This window comes from Calidifontibacillus oryziterrae (assembly GCF_000331575.1).
Lineage (GTDB): Bacteria > Bacillota > Bacilli > Bacillales > Bacillaceae_J > Calidifontibacillus_A > Calidifontibacillus_A oryziterrae.
Genome location: NZ_ANOK01000005.1, coordinates 53,166 through 70,419 on the forward strand (window position 1 = coordinate 53,166; position 17,254 = coordinate 70,419).

Consider the following 17,254-nt stretch of genomic DNA (forward strand, 5'->3'; position numbering starts at 1 on the left):
GTTAGTATATCTATTCCATTATTTTGTGAGGCTTGGTAATTCTAATTAACATCTTTAGTTGAAGAACTCGATTTAAAATCATCAGAAACTTCCCAAATTACGGTATTTGTGGCTTAAACTGCACGAAGTTAGGTATGCTAGAAAAATTCGGAATTCCCCTTACATTTCGCATGGCAAGAAACAAATATCGTTACTTATTCTTTAATACATAACAAGGTTAATATTTCGAAAACATAAAAAAAAATCACCCAAAAGGGTGAAAATATATTTTTATAGAAAAAATCTATAAGTGTTTTTACTCTTCAGTTAACTTGAATCCACTACATAAATTCTTATATGAGTATTAGCAGTGTTAATAGACTCGTCCATTGCTTCATCAGTTATTTAAGTTTAGTAAATTCATAATCACTGTTGCTGCCTCTGCTCTTGTTGCTTTTCCTTGTGGATTAAAAGTTTGATTTGGAAGACCGTTTACTATTTTGTAATTCGCAGCTGTGTTCACAGCGCTTTCTGCCCAGCTCGCAATTTTTTCACTGTCTAGGAAGTTATTTTTTGAATCAACTTGCTTAAGTGCTCCTGCATTAACAATCATGACTGCCATTTGTTCCCTAGTAATTTCTTCATTTGGTCTAAATTGATCTTCACTTAATCCATTTACAATACCAATTGTCGCTGCCTGCTCAATCACATTTTTCGCCCAATGATTTTGGATATCGGAAAATGTTTTACTATTATTTTTCGTTTCCTCTATTCCAATAGCCTTAGCAAGCATAGCCACAAATTCTGCTCTAGTGACTGTTTGGCTCGGTTTGAATGTTCCATCAGGATATCCACCTACAGCCCCTTTTAAAATTAATTGGCGAATCGTATCTTCAGCCCAGTGTCCGCTTATATCGTTAACGATAATAGAAGTTGATGTAGGATTTTCTACTTGTTCTTTTGGTGGTAGTGCAAGAATCGTAAATGTACTAAATCTTTCAATTGAGAATGATAGACCAATAGGTTGATTATTTTGATCGTAAACAATTTTGCCCGTTACCACTTCATTATCATCCTTACTATGCTGCACTAGCACACCTAGAGACGCTAGGAAAGTCTTTTGTTCATCCGGGTCGCTTGGAATATCAATGCCCTCTAATGGTAATGTTACATCTGTTTTCCCTTCGTAATTCGTTTCTATTTTAAGCGACTGACCTACTTTTGTTCCATTTGGGGCAATAATACTAATCACAGAATCCGTTTCTTGAATTTCTGTAGATGCTTTTATTTGTTCAATTGTAAAAGTAACGTCTTGATTTAAATTGCTCAATGTAGTTGTTGGAATTGAAATCGTTGCATGATTCGATTCAATTGTAACGGCCAAATCGTTATTACTTATGCGACTTAGTGTTTCCTTTGATAAGGTTGCTTCAACTTTATCTGCAGGATCTTCCTTTGAAGTATTTATTTCAATCGTAATCGTATTTTGATTTTTATTTAATGCGTCATTTATTAATTCCGTTGCTTTTGTTTCATTGATCGTTACTTGATCAACCTTTTGTCCATTTTGAACAGTTCTTGTAACTGTGCCATCGGCCGTTGTACTGTTTTGGTTAGATGATGAGCTTGAACCACCACCGCCACCACTGCCGCCAGTTGCTGGCTGAGCTTTAATGGTCAAAGTAAAGCTTTTCGCCTGGCTTGTACCGCCTTCCTTGCTGACAGTAGCTGTTAGGGTAACGGACTTATCTCCCTCGCTGTGGCTTGGTCTTGTAACTGTCCCGTCGCCAGCGATGACCGTAGGATCACTGGAGCCCCAGCTTAGGGTTGTGCCATTGGTTCCCGCTGTCGGAAGATAGAGTCCTGTGGTCACGTTATTTTCGGCGCTGTTTTCTCCTTTGATGATATCCCAGGTTATTGCCTCTGTATCAATCGTGATCAGTTCATTGATTTCTCCCATAGTCAGGGGCTGCCACTGTAAGAGAGGATAAGTAAGAACCTCGGTGATTCTCCAGACGCCGCTAAAGTCCCACCCCTCGTAGGTTGCCTGTTGTCCCATTTCGGCAGTGTTTTTTGGTCTTCCCTTGCCGATATCATCATTTTGTCCTGATGTTTCGCTGTCGTAATAGCTATTTGTGACTTCATCGTAGTTTTTACCAACCAGACCACCCACCGTTGCATCGGAGTCCCCTGCCACAGCCCCTATACTGTAGCTGTTGTTGACAATTCCGCCGTTGAAGCCAATCAGACCGCCCACTGAAGCATTAACACCACCAGTGACGTCGCCAGTGCTATAGCTATTTGTAACGGTGCCGCCATTGTAGCCGATTAAGCCCCCAGAGTATTCGTCATCTCCACCTGATACTGTTGCCAAACTGTAGCTGCTACTGACCGAGCCGTCATTATAGCCCAGCAATCCGCCTGCGCGTCCCGCACTGCTTACAGTACCGCTTAGAACACTGCAGTTACTGATGATTCCATAATTATGTCCCACCAGACTACCCGCAAAGGCATAATCTCCGGTCAGGCTATTTTCTATAATGACACTCTCTAGAGTGATGTTTTTCAGAACTCCGCCGGTATCTATTGCACCAAATAAGCCCACCCAGGTCAAGGAATTGCTAGATGTCAGATTAGTTATGGTCCACCCGTTGCCTTCATAACTGCCGGCAAATTTTGTTCCTTTAAATTCATTCCCGATGGGTGTCCAGTTGGCATAGCCTGATAAATCAATGTCGTCAGTCTGCTCGAAGTAGATATCGCTAGTATTGAGATAATTTCGTACTGCATCAAGTTGGTCCGCTGTTGCTACTTGATAAGGGTCTGCTTCTGTACCACTGCCATCACCCGGCCAGTCTAGAGATATATCAACGGCATAGGTAGTTGTTTTGCCGTCAAAGGTGATCGTCAATACTTGATCATCAGCAGGTACGCTGCTGTCAAATCCAGTGATGTTTGCAGCTGTAATCGGCAAGGCGGCTTTGTTATTCCCCGCATAGGTTCCTGTGACAACAAGGCCGGTGTTGTCCAATGCTTCTCCCACTGCATAGGCTAACTTAGTTGCTGGTGTCGTGATGGCGATGCTGTTTAGAGTTATGCTACCGCCACTGTCATAACCAAGCAGTGCGCCTACCGTGGCACTATCCCCTCCTGTGACATTGCCAGTACTGGAGCTGTCTTTAATTTCCGAAACACTATTCCCATGATGATAACCTACCAGGCCGCCCACATATGCCCGTTCTTCGCCACTGACATTTCCAGAACTATCGCTATTGTTAATTTTCGCCCTATTCCTGCCTACCAGCCCGCCAATAGACGACGAATAATCAAAATAGAAATATCCATTATCGCTTTTACCACCAGTTACATGTGAACTACTAGAACTATTGTTGATGTTTCCAAAATCACCATAATTATAACCAACCAGTCCACCAACATTTGCATCATCACTACCGTTAACAGTTCCTTCACTCATACTAGAGCTGATTGTTCCTCCAGTATTAAAACCGACCAATCCGCCAACACTAGAAGCAATCCCTGCGATCACATTACCAGTGCTACTACAGTCAGTTACGGTTCCTCTATCAATAGCACCAACCAGTCCTCCCACATGGGCAATCCCTTCGTAGTGTTCATTTCTTGGTTCCTCTTTCCATACTCCATCATTCGTTGAGGTAACTGAAACACCTGTCAACGTCATATTCTCCAGCTTACCACCATTACTCAATAATCCGAACAAACCAACGTACTCCAAAGTACCGTCATTGATGGTCAGATTGGATATGGTTTTACCATTGCCGTTGTATTTACCAGTAAACGGGTTAGTGGCATCACCAATTGGAATCCAGTTGGCATAGCCTTCCAAATCAATATCCGCTGTCTGCTCGAAATAGACTTCGCTGTTATTTAGAAAATTTCGTACTGCATTAAGCTGGTCCGCTGTTGCCACTTGATAAGGGTCGGCGACTGTCCCACTTCCGTCCCCTGGCCAGGGTGCCCCAAAAGTAACTAATTTTTCATCCTCCCAAATCACATAAAGGGTTAGATTTTCTGCAGGCATCGTCACGTTTTCACCTTCAGCATAGGGTGTACCTGTATCATCTGCTTTTGTGTTCCAGTGCTTGAACTGCTTGCCTTCCGGTGGAGTGAAGCTGTTAACCCCTGCGGTAAAGGTATCACCTTCTGCTTTCTCAGTTTCTAGCGGTACTGTGCCACTGCCGCCATTAGCATCATACGTTACCGAATAATACGTATCCTCGACAAGCTTCATAATAATTAGAATAAAGTCTTCTGTCTGGTTTGTCCCTCCTGCATAGCTCACAGTTGCCGTTAAGGTAACAGTTTTGTCTTCACTATCCGCTGCTGGTCTTGTGACCGCTCCTGTGTCAGTGTTAATTGTTCCGTCATCTGGTGAAACACTCCAGCTGATTGTTGATCCATTTTCCCCGGTCTTTGGAAGAACGAGGTTTACTGTTATAGTGTCTGCTGTTGTGTTTTCGCCACTAATTACGTCCCATGCCAAAGCCTGAATGTCTGCGGTAATTCTCTCATCCGCTGACATATCAGTCGCATCTACTGTCGTAGGTATAACTGCCGGCATCCACATTCCTATTAGCATACAGATAACCACAAATCGAGCGGTTATTTTGGTAAGACCTTTAGTGTACATTTCATCTCCTCCTACTAAAGTTTAGTTGTAATTTTCACCAATACTATTGCTTTATAGGGGGCCACCCACGAAATTCACACATCAACACGAATTTCATAGCCCTTTTACCTTGTGGAACCCTGATGGTGTTTTGTGATAAATCAGCTTAAGGCATTTTTCCCCCATTCTATGTTGACTATAATTTTTTTAAAAAAATCATGCATTGACGATTTTGCGGATAGAAAAAAACACCTTGAAAAATATTCAAGGTGTTAGGCCATATCATATTAAATTTTTGTTATATGAATAGATTCGACTAGAGGGCAATCATGAAATTTTACCTGGGATGCGAGACTTTTTTTATCCGCCTGATGTTTTTTCCTAAACTCCGATGGTGTACATTGAAAGTTTTGCTTAAAATGTTTAATGAGATACTTCACGTCGGAAAACCCACACTCCATGGCAATATCTATAACCCTTCGCTCGGTGCTCAAAAGTAGCTTTGCCGCCTGTTCACATTTGCTGTAATACAATAATTCCTGGAAAGTGAACCCAAACTTATCCTTAATATCATGAGATAAATGGTGCAACGTCACACCAACTTCATCTGCCAAGGCTTTCAATCCCAATTGTACCTCTTGTTCGCCGCTCGCATGTCCAGCAATCTTTTTGAGTCTCTCAACCAATTTTTCACTAAAGGGGGTTATGCCATATCCCCACCGTAAAAAATCAAAACTATAATTCAGGTAAGCAATCATATTTGTAAGGATATTATGAATAGTATCTTTGCTATTACCAGTGGGACCTTCACTTAAAGCTTTGAGCAACTGGGCAATTGTTTCTTTTACTATTTTATATTTTTCCGGCACTTCTGACTCATGGTAGGGTGAACAACAGTAAATAAAAAAATATTCGTTTTCGGGAAGTACATCCCGGCAAAAGCTTGCATCAATCTGAAGTATTAAAACTTCATTATCCTGTTCACTTTTGGTGATGCGGTGCAATTCCCCAATGTTGATTACAGCGATATCATTCTCCTTAAGCAGTAGGTTATCATTACCAAGTCCCACATGAACCGAACCTTTTAAGACCTGGATAATTTCCAACGTATCATGCCAGTGGTAGGGATATTGCTCTATAGATCTAACAAACGCTTTAACTGGTAATCCATCTGTAAATTCAATTGTTTCCGGTCGCATATATCCCACCTACTTTGTTTGTCTTTGTCTCAGCTACCTTACTGCAAGTGTGGTAAATCCATAAGCTTTTGTCGCATATATTCCCACCTACTTTGTTTGTCTCAGCTTTTCTGGATTTGTACGTTATTTTTACTTATTAACATACCCGCTTGGTAAATACTCCCTTTTAACAGCCTTTAAATTTTTTAATACTGATAAATAATACTTACGATAGATTACAGTATGAATATCATAACGTATTCCTTTTAAATCTCTTAATACTGATAAATGATATTTACATTCGCACGGATTTCCATTTCTCCGCCTGAGATTGGCGTAGACGAGACACTATCATAAGAAACGCCACTTGCTGAAACCTTTTCCATGCCATAATTGATTGGGGATGGCAAATAAGCACCCGATTCACTTATAACAGCTGGTACTGTTAGAGAGATTCCATATATACTCGCAATATACTCCGCTTTTGATTTTCCGTTTTGCACTGCTCCCTTTAATGCTTCCAAATATTTTTTCGTTTTTACAGCGTCGCTCAATCCAAAAGCAATATTATTAATTTTGTTTGCACCTTCTTTAACAGTAGTATCAATAATAGTACCTACTTTTTGAAAATCGTTTACTGTAACTCTAATATTATTAATTACCTCATAACCAATTAGTATTTGTTCTCTAATTGTTTCAATCCCGCCTTGATTATTTTTCTTTTCAACATTTTTCCATTCGTATCTCGGCTGAATTCGATAATCAGTCGTGCGGATATCCTTCTCCTCAAGCCCAAGATTTTTCAACTGTTCCATAACTTTGTTCATCTGATGTTTATTTAACTCCTGCGCTTTTTTTGCATCCTCATTAAACGTGTTAACTGCGATATCAATATAAGCAATATCAGGCGCAACCTTAACACTATACTCCCCATTCACACTGATTGTCTTTTTTGATAGTTCAGACTCATTCGCATAAGCATTTGTGCTACTTGTTAACGAATTTAAAGTGATAAATAATATTGCCATGACTACAATACCAATGATTTTCTTCATCGTTCCAATTGTCATACAAATCATCTCCTCATATAGATTTTTTTAAAGTAGTAAATACTATTTTTCAATGCTGACGTTTTAAATGTTCGTTTCTGCTCCTTATATGACTTTTCCACAACATGCTACTAGTATTATTGTTTAATAACTGACTATTTCCTCTTTATTATATAATAAAAAAAAGAAATTAGCGGACAGGAGTTCCGCTAATTCCCCAGTTTAGACATTATTATTGATTTTTACGGACATATATTCCGTTATTCGTGATATTAAGTGCCAATTGAATTCGATGAACATCAAATAAAGGATCCTGTGTCCATTAATCATGCTATACTATAATTTTTCCATAAAATAACGGATCTGTTGTCCGCAAGATAACTCCATTTCAGAGAAGCATTATATGAGAGAGGAATTTAAATTAAAAACTGGATTATTTTCAATTTCATATAATAATTCGAATGTTTTAGGTGCATTTTGTTTCAAAATTTCTCTTGAATTATCATCATAGTAATACATGGCAAATGCTTCGGCAAAAAATTCATCTTGGTAGTCTAAGAAATATTGGCGTGATGGCATTAATTTTGGCGCTTCTTCCTTCCATATTGAATTATATACTAAATTCTCTTTAAGAGCTGGATAGTTTCTCTCAAATAAGTGGCCAATCTCATGTAATTCTAAATTTATCGAACTATGCCCCATTCCAGTCTGACTAGCTCCTATTTTTGCTGCTGCTAAAGTAGAGCTACAACCACCTGGAACATCATCCCATGTTAATCCATTATCCCACCCTCTAGGTACTATCCCACTTAACTTTTGAAAATATGGTTCATCTGTAATATTTCCATCAAAAAGCTTTACTTTCAGATTATTCTCAGCTAAAAAAGAGAGAATAACTGGATCAATTTGTGAAATTCTCATAATCATATTGAGTGCACTTTCTCTATCGAAGTCATTATTTTCCGGCAGAAGAACAATATCGCGAACAAGCATTTCTACTCGTTTACTTTCATATGAAATGTCTAGCTGCTTTTCATCCAATGAATCACCCAGTGATTTTCCATTAACATAACTATTCGCTGAAAAGATTATTACAATTGAAAAAAAGAATAACGATATTCTTTTCATGAGTATACCTCCCAAAGAATCAAATCTTAATAAAAAATATAAATTATGAGTCTGAAAGTTATATGAAAAAAATAAAAAGTCTAGTAGTTTTATGAGATTTTTTACGAATAAAAGCGGAATTAAAGGCCATACGTTGAAGTTAGATCAATCATTCCAATTTCAAATGGTACTCAAATCAAAAAAGAAAAAACCCCGAATTCAAATTGAACTGCACCCCAATTGTTGGACACCATCTAACAATTGGAGGTGCAGTTCAAATATCCGAGGTTTCTTTATCAATCTAGTTCGTATGATAAGGTCAGCTAAAATTCTGCATAACCATTTTATCTAGTTAATTATTTGTTCCAATGAGCTTTTGCTTCCTCCTCAAGCACTTTCAACCTTTTATAATAATCTGGAAATTCATTGAGATGAGCCAAAGCAATTTTCCCAGTTGTTATAGGATCATCCGTTGTAACATTTGTCAGATTGTATTTTCTCCCATGTTCAAGTTCAGTATTTACTCCCATCCAAAACTCATTTAAATCAAATTTACTCTTCGTAAAATCAATACCTAATAGTATTGCTATGGCAGCAGCTTCCTCTTTTGAAAAGCTCGTTCTAAATTTGATTCTTTTTATCCCAAAGATATTTGAATTTTTGCGATGGCCGTGAGCTTCTTCTGCTGCCATTGCATCTTCTTTGGTTACATGAACAGTACCAAATGGATGGTTAGGCGGAGCATATATCGAGTAAAGTTTTAACGGAATGTTACCTATATTGGTAAGATTATGCCATGTTCCAGCAGGTATTAATATTGCAAAATCATCATAGACATTTCTTTCAAAATCAAGATTATCCTTGCTATTGCCCATTTGAACAAGCCCCTGCCCCTGTTCAACCCGTAAGAATTGATCGACATCAGGATGCATTTCCAATCCGATATCTTCACCAACATTGATACTCATTAACGTAACTTGCAAATATTCTCCTGTCCATAAAGCGGTGCGATAAGTTTTGTTTTGTTTCGTAGCTTCATTAATATTAACCACAAATGGTTCAGGACCATAATCTGCTAACCTAATCCTTTCATTACTATTAAAATATCCAATTGGATCCATTCTGTTTGTATGCTCTATCTCATTAGGAAAAGCTCCATAATCAGACTGCCCTCTAAAGTTATAAATGGGTACATTTACATAATACGGATATTGATATGGATACATATTTGGAACGTAATACATTTTACTCATTCCCTTCATAGCTTTTCAAATTATACTATGCACTATGTTTGGGTAATGTTTTTTATTATGCACTATGTTTGGGTAATGTTTTTTATTTAAAACTGGTACTGTTTAGTGAATTACATTCCTACCTACCACTAATCTTTATAACAGCAACGGTACATGCCTATTAAGGTGGTTTAATTTAATTACGTACCTATTTTTCATCTTTATAACAGAGATAGGATCAAATATTGAGTAAAAATCCTTAATCGATTTCAACTTCTAGATTTAACGGACCTCAAATCCGTTATTTATCAACAATACGCGTTTTTTTACTTTTAACGGACACCAGATCCTTTATATGCTGAATAGTAGCTGAAAATTACCTCGTTTTCTCCAAATAGCGGAACGTATGTCCGTTAAATTTATGAAAATCAATAATTCCCACAAATAGCGGAACGTGTGTCCGTAAGATTCGCAACTTGGGTTTATTGTCGCACCTATTTATCTTCATGAAGGATGGCAAGATGGATATTATCAGATGTATGAGCGTTTGGATACTGAATTACCTTCTGAGGCGAAGAAAGATCTTACCTTTGAGTTTATCCAGCATCGTTTTACAAAGCCTGCTAAAAGAGTAATTGAAAAAAACTACCCGATGACAAAATTAGAGTTAGATGAAGAAAAAAGAAGATATAAATGGGGAAAATACGGAATTGGAAAATATATTTATCAAAAAGATGAAGAAGGGGACATAAAAAAACATCTTTACACCTTTATGGAGAAGTTTTTCCCAAAAGCAAAACTAGAATATTTCACTTAGTTTACTTGATATCACCACCATATACAATCCTTTCAAGATTATGAAAGGTCCTCTTTTTTTTTTATTTAATTCATCCCGATAATGTTGTCTATATTTCTTCCAAATTAACTCATAATTTAGCATTGCAATTACATAATAATTATTATAAATCTAGTTTTCTACGTTTTAGTTAACTAGATGAATAAATTATTAAACTTAAATGAGGGGGAGATGGAAATATGGATACTAAAGAAAATGGCAACATTGGAGGATGCCCGTTTCACGGTGGTGCAACTAGCCACAAATCAAGTGGCACTTCAAATCGAGACTGGTGGCCAAATGCATTAAACTTAAATATTCTCCATCAGCATGACAAAAAGTCCAACCCTATGGGAGAAGACTTTGATTATGCTGAGGAATTCTCGAAGTTAGATTACGATGCTCTAAAGCAGGATCTTAAAGATCTAATGAAAGACAGTCAGGATTGGTGGCCTGCTGACTATGGTCATTATGGTCCATTGTTTATTCGTATGTCTTGGCACGCAGCTGGTACTTACCGCACAGGCGATGGCCGAGGCGGTGGTGGAACTGGTAACCAACGTTTCGCACCACTTAATAGCTGGCCGGACAACGTTAGCCTTGACAAGGCACGACGTCTTCTTTGGCCAATTAAGCAAAAGTATGGGAACAAGATCTCATGGGCAGACTTGCTTGTTCTAGCAGGAAATGTTGCGATTGAGGACATGGGCGGTCCAACAATAGGTTTTGGAGCAGGCCGCCCAGATATTTGGCATCCAGAAGAAGATATCTATTGGGGCACGGAAACGGAGTGGCTAGGTGATAATCGTTACACAGGTGATCGTGATCTTGAAAATCCACTTGCTGCTGTTCAGATGGGGTTGATTTACGTGAACCCTGAAGGTCCAAACGGCAAACCAGATCCGATTGCTTCGGCTCACGATATTCGTGAAACCTTCGCACGTATGGGGATGAATGATGAGGACACTGTTGCACTAATCGCTGGCGGTCACACTTTCGGTAAGGCTCACGGTGCAGGAGATGCAGCTCTTGTTGGTCCAGAGCCAGAGGCTGCTCCAATTGAGGCACAGGGATTAGGCTGGCAAAGTTCTCATGGAAAGGGATTTGGCCGTGACACTATAGGTAGCGGTATCGAAGGTGCTTGGACTGCTAATCCAACACAGTGGGATAACGGTTACTTCGATCTATTGTTTGGATATGAGTGGTGGCTTACAAAAAGTCCTGCAGGTGCCTGGCAATGGGCTATTGTAGATCCTGCTGACGAGCATCTTGCACCAGATGCAGAAGATTCATCAATTAAAGTTCCAACAATGATGACCACTGCTGATTTGGCATTGCGTCACGATCCAGAATACGAGAAGATTGCTCGTCGTTTTCATGAAAATCCAGACGAGTTTGCTGATGCATTTGCCAAGGCATGGTTCAAACTTTTACACCGTGACATGGGACCTAAAACAAGATACCTAGGTCCGGAAGTTCCAGAAGAAGATTTCATCTGGCAAGATCCTGTACCAGCAGGTAATTATGATTTAGCTGAGTCTGATATAGCAGAGCTAAAAGCAAGAATCCTTGAATCAGGACTTACAGTCAGCCAACTAGTGACCACTGCTTGGGCTTCTGCTAGTACGTATCGTGGGTCAGATCATCGTGGTGGTGCTAACGGTGCCCGCATCCGTCTTGCCCCACAAAAGGATTGGGAAGTCAATCAGCCCGAACAACTTGAACAAGTACTTCATGTATTCGAAAGCATTCAAAAGGATCTAGATAAGAAGGTAAGCATGGCCGATTTAATTGTACTAGGTGGTAATGCTGCAATTGAAAAAGCTGCACAAGATGCTGGCTTTGATGTAATAGTTCCTTTTGCTCCTGGACGTGGCGATGCAATACAAGAGCAAACCGATATAGAAAGCTTTGAAGTGCTGGAGCCGATCGCTGACGGTTTCCGTAACTATCAAAAGAAACAGTATAGTGTAAGTCCAGAAGAACTCCTTATAGATAAGGCTCAGCTCTTAAATCTAACGGCACCAGAAATGACTGTTCTTATCGGCGGTATGCGTGTTCTAGGTACAAACTATGGTGGCACTGAGTATGGTGTGTTCACAGATCGTTTAGGTGTACTTACAAATGACTTCTTCGTTAACTTACTTGATATGGGAGTCGAATGGAAGTCTGTAGATGGTGTCATATATGAAGGCCGTGATCGCAAGACTGGCGAAATCGTGCGTACAGCAACAAGAGTAGACTTAGTTTTCGGCTCAAACTCTGTTCTACGTGCCATAGCGGAAGTTTACGCTCAAAATGATAACAAAGAGAAGTTTGTACGTGACTTTATCGCTGCTTGGGTCAAGGTGATGAACGCAGATCGCTTTGATCTTAAAGCGATTGGCCATAGAAAAGTTGAACTAACAGGTAAATAAGTGTTAGAAAGACACGGCTTTCCGCCCACAATGGCGGAAGCCGATGTCCTTTCTTATACTTTAATCCTTTACCACTGAAAAGTAACGAAACAAATTCTAAGTGCTACGATTGATTACTGACCCCATGATCTATAATGCCGAATTTCATTTCCTACTTTCCTAACATTTCGACAAACAATTTCACTTGCTCTCGAATGGCAATAGGATCGTATCGATAAAATTGATCAAAATCGTTAACAAAAAATTTATTATTTTTCACAGCTTCAAGGTTTTGATAAATGGATAAATTTTGTAATTTTTTCAAACTTTGGCCTATCCCCTCAGGATCATATACTGTTAAAAACATATAATCCGCAGCATATTCTGGCAATACTTCATAAGAGATTTCCTTCCAGCCTTCCCCATTCATAACTTCTTTTTCAATTATTTCTGGAGCTTTTAAGCCTAGTGCATCATATAATGCTTGTCCACCACGACCAAAGTTGGCCCCAAATACATATAATTTGTCATCAGGGGTTAACTCATAAATACCGAACGTTGTATCTTCGTCAAAAACTCCTTCAAGCTTCTTTTTTGCTTCTGAAATTTCCTTATCATATTCAGCTATAAATTCTTTTGCTTCACTGCTATTACCAGTTATATCCCCGAATTTTTCCAGCGTATCATAAATATCAGCATCTGCTGCCCACGGGATATATAGTGTTGGCGCAATTCTTGAATATTCTTCATAACGATCTTCGTACATTGTAATAATAAGATCTGGTTCCAAGTCTAAAATCATTTCTACATTTATTGGTGAACCTAAATCCATTATTTTCGAGAGTTGATCTTGTATAAATGGATGAGCAAAAGCATCTGAATCTGCACCAACTACATTTGCTCCAACAGATAACAATTCTCCCACATAAAAATCGGTTACAATTCGCTCTGGTTTAACGGGGATTTCAATATTCCCTTTTACTGTTTCATATGTCCTGACCTGCCCAGCAGACTCTCCTACAGATTGATCTTGTACAATATCACTTGAATCAGAATTCCCACCGCAAGCAGACAGAACAAGTATTGTAAGTAAAAAAGATAGACTTAGTAATAGGCTTTTCTTTACCATTGATATATTCCTCCAATGTAAATTTTAATTCTCAGTCAGTTTTTACATGTAAAGTCATTGTTGATTTATCTCAATATTTTCTTTAGAATTATGGCTCTCCCTGAAACAACTGTGGAAACCTTATATATTCATTCGTATATGGGCCTAGAAATTTGCATGTTTGTCTGTTAACCTTGGTAGTAATTTTCGTTACAGCCACTTCGTTGTTTTAGCGCGTTCATGTCAAGCAAATGTCGTTGAACTGGCAGAATGCATGCCAATAGAAAACAATATGCAACAACTCACATATATCAAGCTTTTGCCCGTGCAAGCAAATATAGAAAATATGGAGCCCCAATAATCGCAACAATTATTCCCGCCGGTATCTCAGACGGTTGAATGATAAAGCGCCCAACTGTATCAGCAACAAGTACTAAAAGTCCCCCTAGTAAAGCTGCAACAGGCAAACTAAATTCATGTTTTGAACCAACTAACTGCCTCGCAAGATGCGGTGCAATTTACCCTACGAAACTAATACTTCCGCTTACAGATACACTTGCTCCAGCTAGCGCTACAGCCGATCCTAGCAAAAATAATCGTTCTCTTTCAATCGAGGTACCTAAACCTATCGCATGCTGATCCCCTAAATCAAGAACATTTAATACGCGAGTTTTTAATAACACAATTGGTAAGAGTATTATTAACCATGGAAGCAAAGCAACAACATTCTTCCAGCTTGATATTCCGATATTTCCAGCCATCCATACTGCAATTGATTGATAATTCTCTGGCGTTAAACGTAATGTCAATACAATCATTGCGGCATTGATCCCTGCTGCTATCGCAATTCCGGTCAGTATTAATCTTGTCGGCGAAATTCCCTCACCGCGCTTATAGGAAAATGCATAAATAATTCCAGCGGTAATGAGCGCCCCACAAAATGCAAATAGAGGTAAAAATAATGAAAGCTCCAATGCTCCTGCTGGAACAAATGAAATAAATAGCATAACTCCTAAACCTGCACCAGAATTTATACCCAGTATTCCAGGCTCAGCAAGAGCGTTTCGCGATATACTTTGTAAAATACACCCTGAAATAGCTAAACCAATTCCTACCAGCACGGATATTACGATTCGCGGTAAACGAAATTCAAATAACACTAAATTTTGTCTATTGGTACCCTGACGTAGTAATGTCTGAAAGACTTCGAATGGAGAAAGCTTACTAGCTCCTGTATTCATACTGATGAAAAAAGTCACTACGAGTAAAATTAGTAAAATAATCATAACAATGATGAATTTCTGTCTTTTTTGAAGTTGCGCCTTTGACATTAGAGTCTTTTGAATCATAGCTCCCTTCCTCCCTTTCTCGCTAAATAAAGAAAGAAAGGTACGCCAATTAAAGCAATTAATGCTCCAATAGGTGTTTCAGATGGCGGATTAATCATTCTGGCACAAAGATCCGCAACAACCATGAACAAGCTTCCGATAACAATGGAACATGGAATAATCCATCGATAATCATGGCCAACAAGAAATCGAGTAATGTGGGGAATCATAAGCCCGACAAAACTAACTGCACCAACAACTGAGACTGCAATGCCTGCTAAAATTAATACGATGACAGCTCCAAAAAGTTTTATCACACCTGTTCTTTGCCCAAGACCGATGGCAACCTCTTCCCCAAGATTTAGTAATGTTAGGGATGGACCGATGATAAAAGCTCCAATCATTGCAACTACTACCCAAGGAGTGAGGATTTTGAGATTACTCCACGTAGTACCTGAAACATCGCCTGCATACCAAAAGGCTAAATCTTGTGCAAGATCAAAATGAATAGCAATCCCTTGACTTAATGCTACAAGCAATGCACTGACAGCTGCACCTGCCAAAACAAGGCGCATAGGTGTTAATCCACCTTTTCCCATAAAACCAATTCCATATACTAAAATGGTGCCAAGCATAGCACCTACGAAAGAAAACAAAATAAGATATTGATAAGACAGCCCTGGGAAGAATGCAAAACAAATAGCCACCATAAAGGCAGCACCTGCGTTTAAACCTAAAAGGCCTGGATCTGCAAGGGGATTTCTTGTCATCCCTTGCATGATAGAACCTGCTACCGCAAAGCAAGCACCTATTATTGCGGCTCCTAGGACTCTCGGTAGTCTGATTTCTTGAATAATTTGATGTGTTGTTAACGTAGAATTATAATCAAACACTGCGAGCCAAACAGTAGAAAATTTAATATCAGCTGCACCAAATAGAATCGAACTCCATATCGCAAACACCAATAAGGCTATGCCGCCGAATAGGACTATACTTGCTACCATAGGCTGATTCTTTGGTTTTAATGTTAACTTGTCTGCATTTTTCGTAGAATCTTGCATGTGTAACTCCTTTAGGAACGCGCTTTACATAATTGGTACGATAAACAAATGGGGTGATTACTAAAAGGACATTCTGCTAGGATTGCATTGATATCAAATATAGTTTTTAAATTGTCACTAGTCATTACCGTTTCTGGAGAACCTTCGGTTACTATTTTCCCAGCTTTCATCGCAATCAAATAGTCAGAAAATCTAGAAGCATGGTTTAGATCATGTAGAACCATCAATATGGTTTTGCCTTCTTGCTCATTCAGTTTTTTTAATAATAATAGTATGTCTAGCTGATGTGCTAAATCTAAATACGTTGTCGGCTCATCTAAAACTAGAATTTCTGAATCTTGAGCAAGTGCCATCGCAATCCATACTCGTTGTCTTTGACCACCTGATAATGATTCAACAGGATGATCTCTATACTCAGATAGTCCTGTTTCTTCAATCGCCCAATTGATAAAGTGATAATCCTCCTTTTTTAACGATCTAAAACCTCGTTGATGTGGAAATCTACCATATGATACAAGCTCAAACACAGTTAATCCTGGCGGTGTCTCAGCCGTTTGCGGTAAAACTGCCATTTTTCTAGCAATTTCTCTTGTATGTAATTGATGAATTTCCTTTCCATCTAAAAAAACAGTCCCTTGTTTTATTTTCAACAGTCTTGATATAGCTTTTAACAACGTTGACTTACCACAACCATTTTGTCCAATAATCGTTGTTATTTTTTTCTCAGGTATTTTTACGCTTAAGCCATCAATGATGAGAAAATCATTGTAGCCTACTGCGATTTGATCAATTGTAAGTCCTGACATAAAATCCTCAACCTACCTTTGCTTTTGACACTGATAATCATTATCATATACTCATCCTAATGTATGAAGCCAATCGAGTCAATGAGCTATATCACACCCCTTTGTCAAATAGTATGGTAAAAATAAGGCAAGAAAACTCGTTTATAATGATTAAAATGAAGGCAAAAATTTATTTCTTTAATAATATTTCATGTAATATCCACCATGATTTAAAAAGTAAATATAACATCTCTTTTCGTGTTATAGCGTAGCCAAAGAACTGAAGGGGTATTGAACAAAAGGAAAAAGGACTGTACCACTATTGGATACAGCGCTTACTACCATAGCTTAATGAATTAACAAAAAAATGAGCTCGGTGTTTACCATGAGCTCATTTTTACTTTGTGTAAATTTCAGCAATGCAACAATCAACGTACGTTGAGTAGTAATCCCGCAAACATATTAACATAGTGGTATTTGCCTATTATAATTTAAATATCCTTACTTCCTAAATCGTCCATTGGTTGTTTATAACGCCTATCAATTTC

General features: G+C 38.6%; 9 protein-coding genes and 3 pseudogenes. 2 read left to right on the forward strand and 10 right to left on the reverse strand.

Features of this window, described 5'->3' with window-relative positions; all coding sequences use genetic code 11:
• Nucleotides 1-376 precede the first annotated feature (376 nt).
• The 6 genes and pseudogenes from D612_RS0104795 to D612_RS19925 form a co-directional block, all read right to left on the reverse strand.
• Nucleotides 377-4,648 (reverse strand): immunoglobulin-like domain-containing protein, encoded by a 4,272-nt coding sequence (locus D612_RS0104795; protein ID WP_017754354.1) that lies wholly within the window; start codon nt 4,646-4,648, stop codon nt 377-379.
• A 266-nt stretch (nt 4,649-4,914) separates the two neighbouring features.
• Complete coding sequence (locus D612_RS0104800) at nt 4,915-5,826, reverse strand: AraC family transcriptional regulator (RefSeq protein ID WP_017754355.1); 912 nt, start codon at nt 5,824-5,826, stop codon at nt 4,915-4,917.
• 254 nt (nt 5,827-6,080) lie between these two features.
• Entirely contained in the window at nt 6,081-6,875 is a 795-nt protein-coding gene (locus D612_RS0104805; RefSeq protein ID WP_017754356.1) for an SIMPL domain-containing protein, read from the reverse strand.
• A 378-nt stretch (nt 6,876-7,253) separates the two neighbouring features.
• On the reverse strand, nt 7,254-7,982 hold the full coding sequence (locus D612_RS0104810; protein ID WP_017754357.1) for an anthrax toxin lethal factor-related metalloendopeptidase: 729 nt from the start codon (nt 7,980-7,982) through the stop codon (nt 7,254-7,256).
• 335 nt (nt 7,983-8,317) lie between these two features.
• Nucleotides 8,318-8,611 carry a DUF5661 family protein gene (locus D612_RS19920; RefSeq protein WP_407637450.1) on the reverse strand — a complete coding sequence of 98 codons (294 nt, stop codon included), beginning with the start codon at nt 8,609-8,611 and terminating at the stop codon, nt 8,318-8,320.
• Nucleotides 8,609-9,205: pseudogene (locus D612_RS19925) on the reverse strand (cupin domain-containing protein); the annotation flags it as partial. The gene D612_RS19920 and the pseudogene D612_RS19925, both read right to left, overlap by 3 nt.
• Nucleotides 9,206-9,668: 463 nt before the next feature.
• On the opposite strand from D612_RS19925, the pseudogene D612_RS0104820 reads away from it, so the two are divergent.
• Nucleotides 9,669-10,010, forward strand: a pseudogene (locus tag D612_RS0104820) (spore photoproduct lyase family protein); the annotation flags it as partial.
• Between the two features lie 218 nt (nt 10,011-10,228).
• Nucleotides 10,229-12,445: a catalase/peroxidase HPI gene (gene katG, locus D612_RS0104825; protein ID WP_017754360.1), complete on the forward strand. Its 2,217-nt coding sequence runs from the start codon at nt 10,229-10,231 to the stop codon at nt 12,443-12,445.
• Between the two features lie 151 nt (nt 12,446-12,596).
• Here the strand turns inward: katG and D612_RS0104830 are convergent, their stop codons facing one another.
• From D612_RS0104830 to D612_RS0104845, 4 genes and pseudogenes are all read right to left on the reverse strand, one after another.
• Nucleotides 12,597-13,553, reverse strand: a complete 957-nt coding sequence (locus D612_RS0104830) for an ABC transporter substrate-binding protein (RefSeq protein ID WP_017754361.1) — start codon at nt 13,551-13,553, stop codon at nt 12,597-12,599.
• Between the two features lie 290 nt (nt 13,554-13,843).
• Nucleotides 13,844-14,878 (reverse strand): annotated as a pseudogene (locus D612_RS17900) (FecCD family ABC transporter permease).
• Complete coding sequence (locus tag D612_RS0104840; protein WP_407637451.1) at nt 14,878-15,864, reverse strand: FecCD family ABC transporter permease; 987 nt, start codon at nt 15,862-15,864, stop codon at nt 14,878-14,880. Before D612_RS0104840 ends, D612_RS17900 begins: the two are co-directional and overlap by 1 nt.
• Nucleotides 15,865-15,932: 68 nt before the next feature.
• Nucleotides 15,933-16,727: an ABC transporter ATP-binding protein gene (locus D612_RS0104845; protein ID WP_017754365.1), complete on the reverse strand. Its 795-nt coding sequence runs from the start codon at nt 16,725-16,727 to the stop codon at nt 15,933-15,935.
• Nucleotides 16,728-17,254: the final 527 nt, after the last annotated feature.

Coding starts and splice junctions, on each gene's coding strand:
- D612_RS0104795 (WP_017754354.1), bottom strand. CDS start 4,648: ATGTACACTAAAGGTCTTACCAAAATAACCGCTCGATTTGTGGTTATC.
- D612_RS0104800 (WP_017754355.1), bottom strand. CDS start 5,826: ATGCGACCGGAAACAATTGAATTTACAGATGGATTACCAGTTAAAGCG.
- D612_RS0104805 (WP_017754356.1), bottom strand. CDS start 6,875: ATGACAATTGGAACGATGAAGAAAATCATTGGTATTGTAGTCATGGCA.
- D612_RS0104810 (WP_017754357.1), bottom strand. CDS start 7,982: ATGAAAAGAATATCGTTATTCTTTTTTTCAATTGTAATAATCTTTTCA.
- katG (WP_017754360.1), top strand. CDS start 10,229: ATGGATACTAAAGAAAATGGCAACATTGGAGGATGCCCGTTTCACGGT.
- D612_RS0104830 (WP_017754361.1), bottom strand. CDS start 13,553: ATGGTAAAGAAAAGCCTATTACTAAGTCTATCTTTTTTACTTACAATA.
- D612_RS0104840 (WP_407637451.1), bottom strand. CDS start 15,864: ATGGTAGCAAGTATAGTCCTATTCGGCGGCATAGCCTTATTGGTGTTT.
- D612_RS0104845 (WP_017754365.1), bottom strand. CDS start 16,727: ATGTCAGGACTTACAATTGATCAAATCGCAGTAGGCTACAATGATTTT.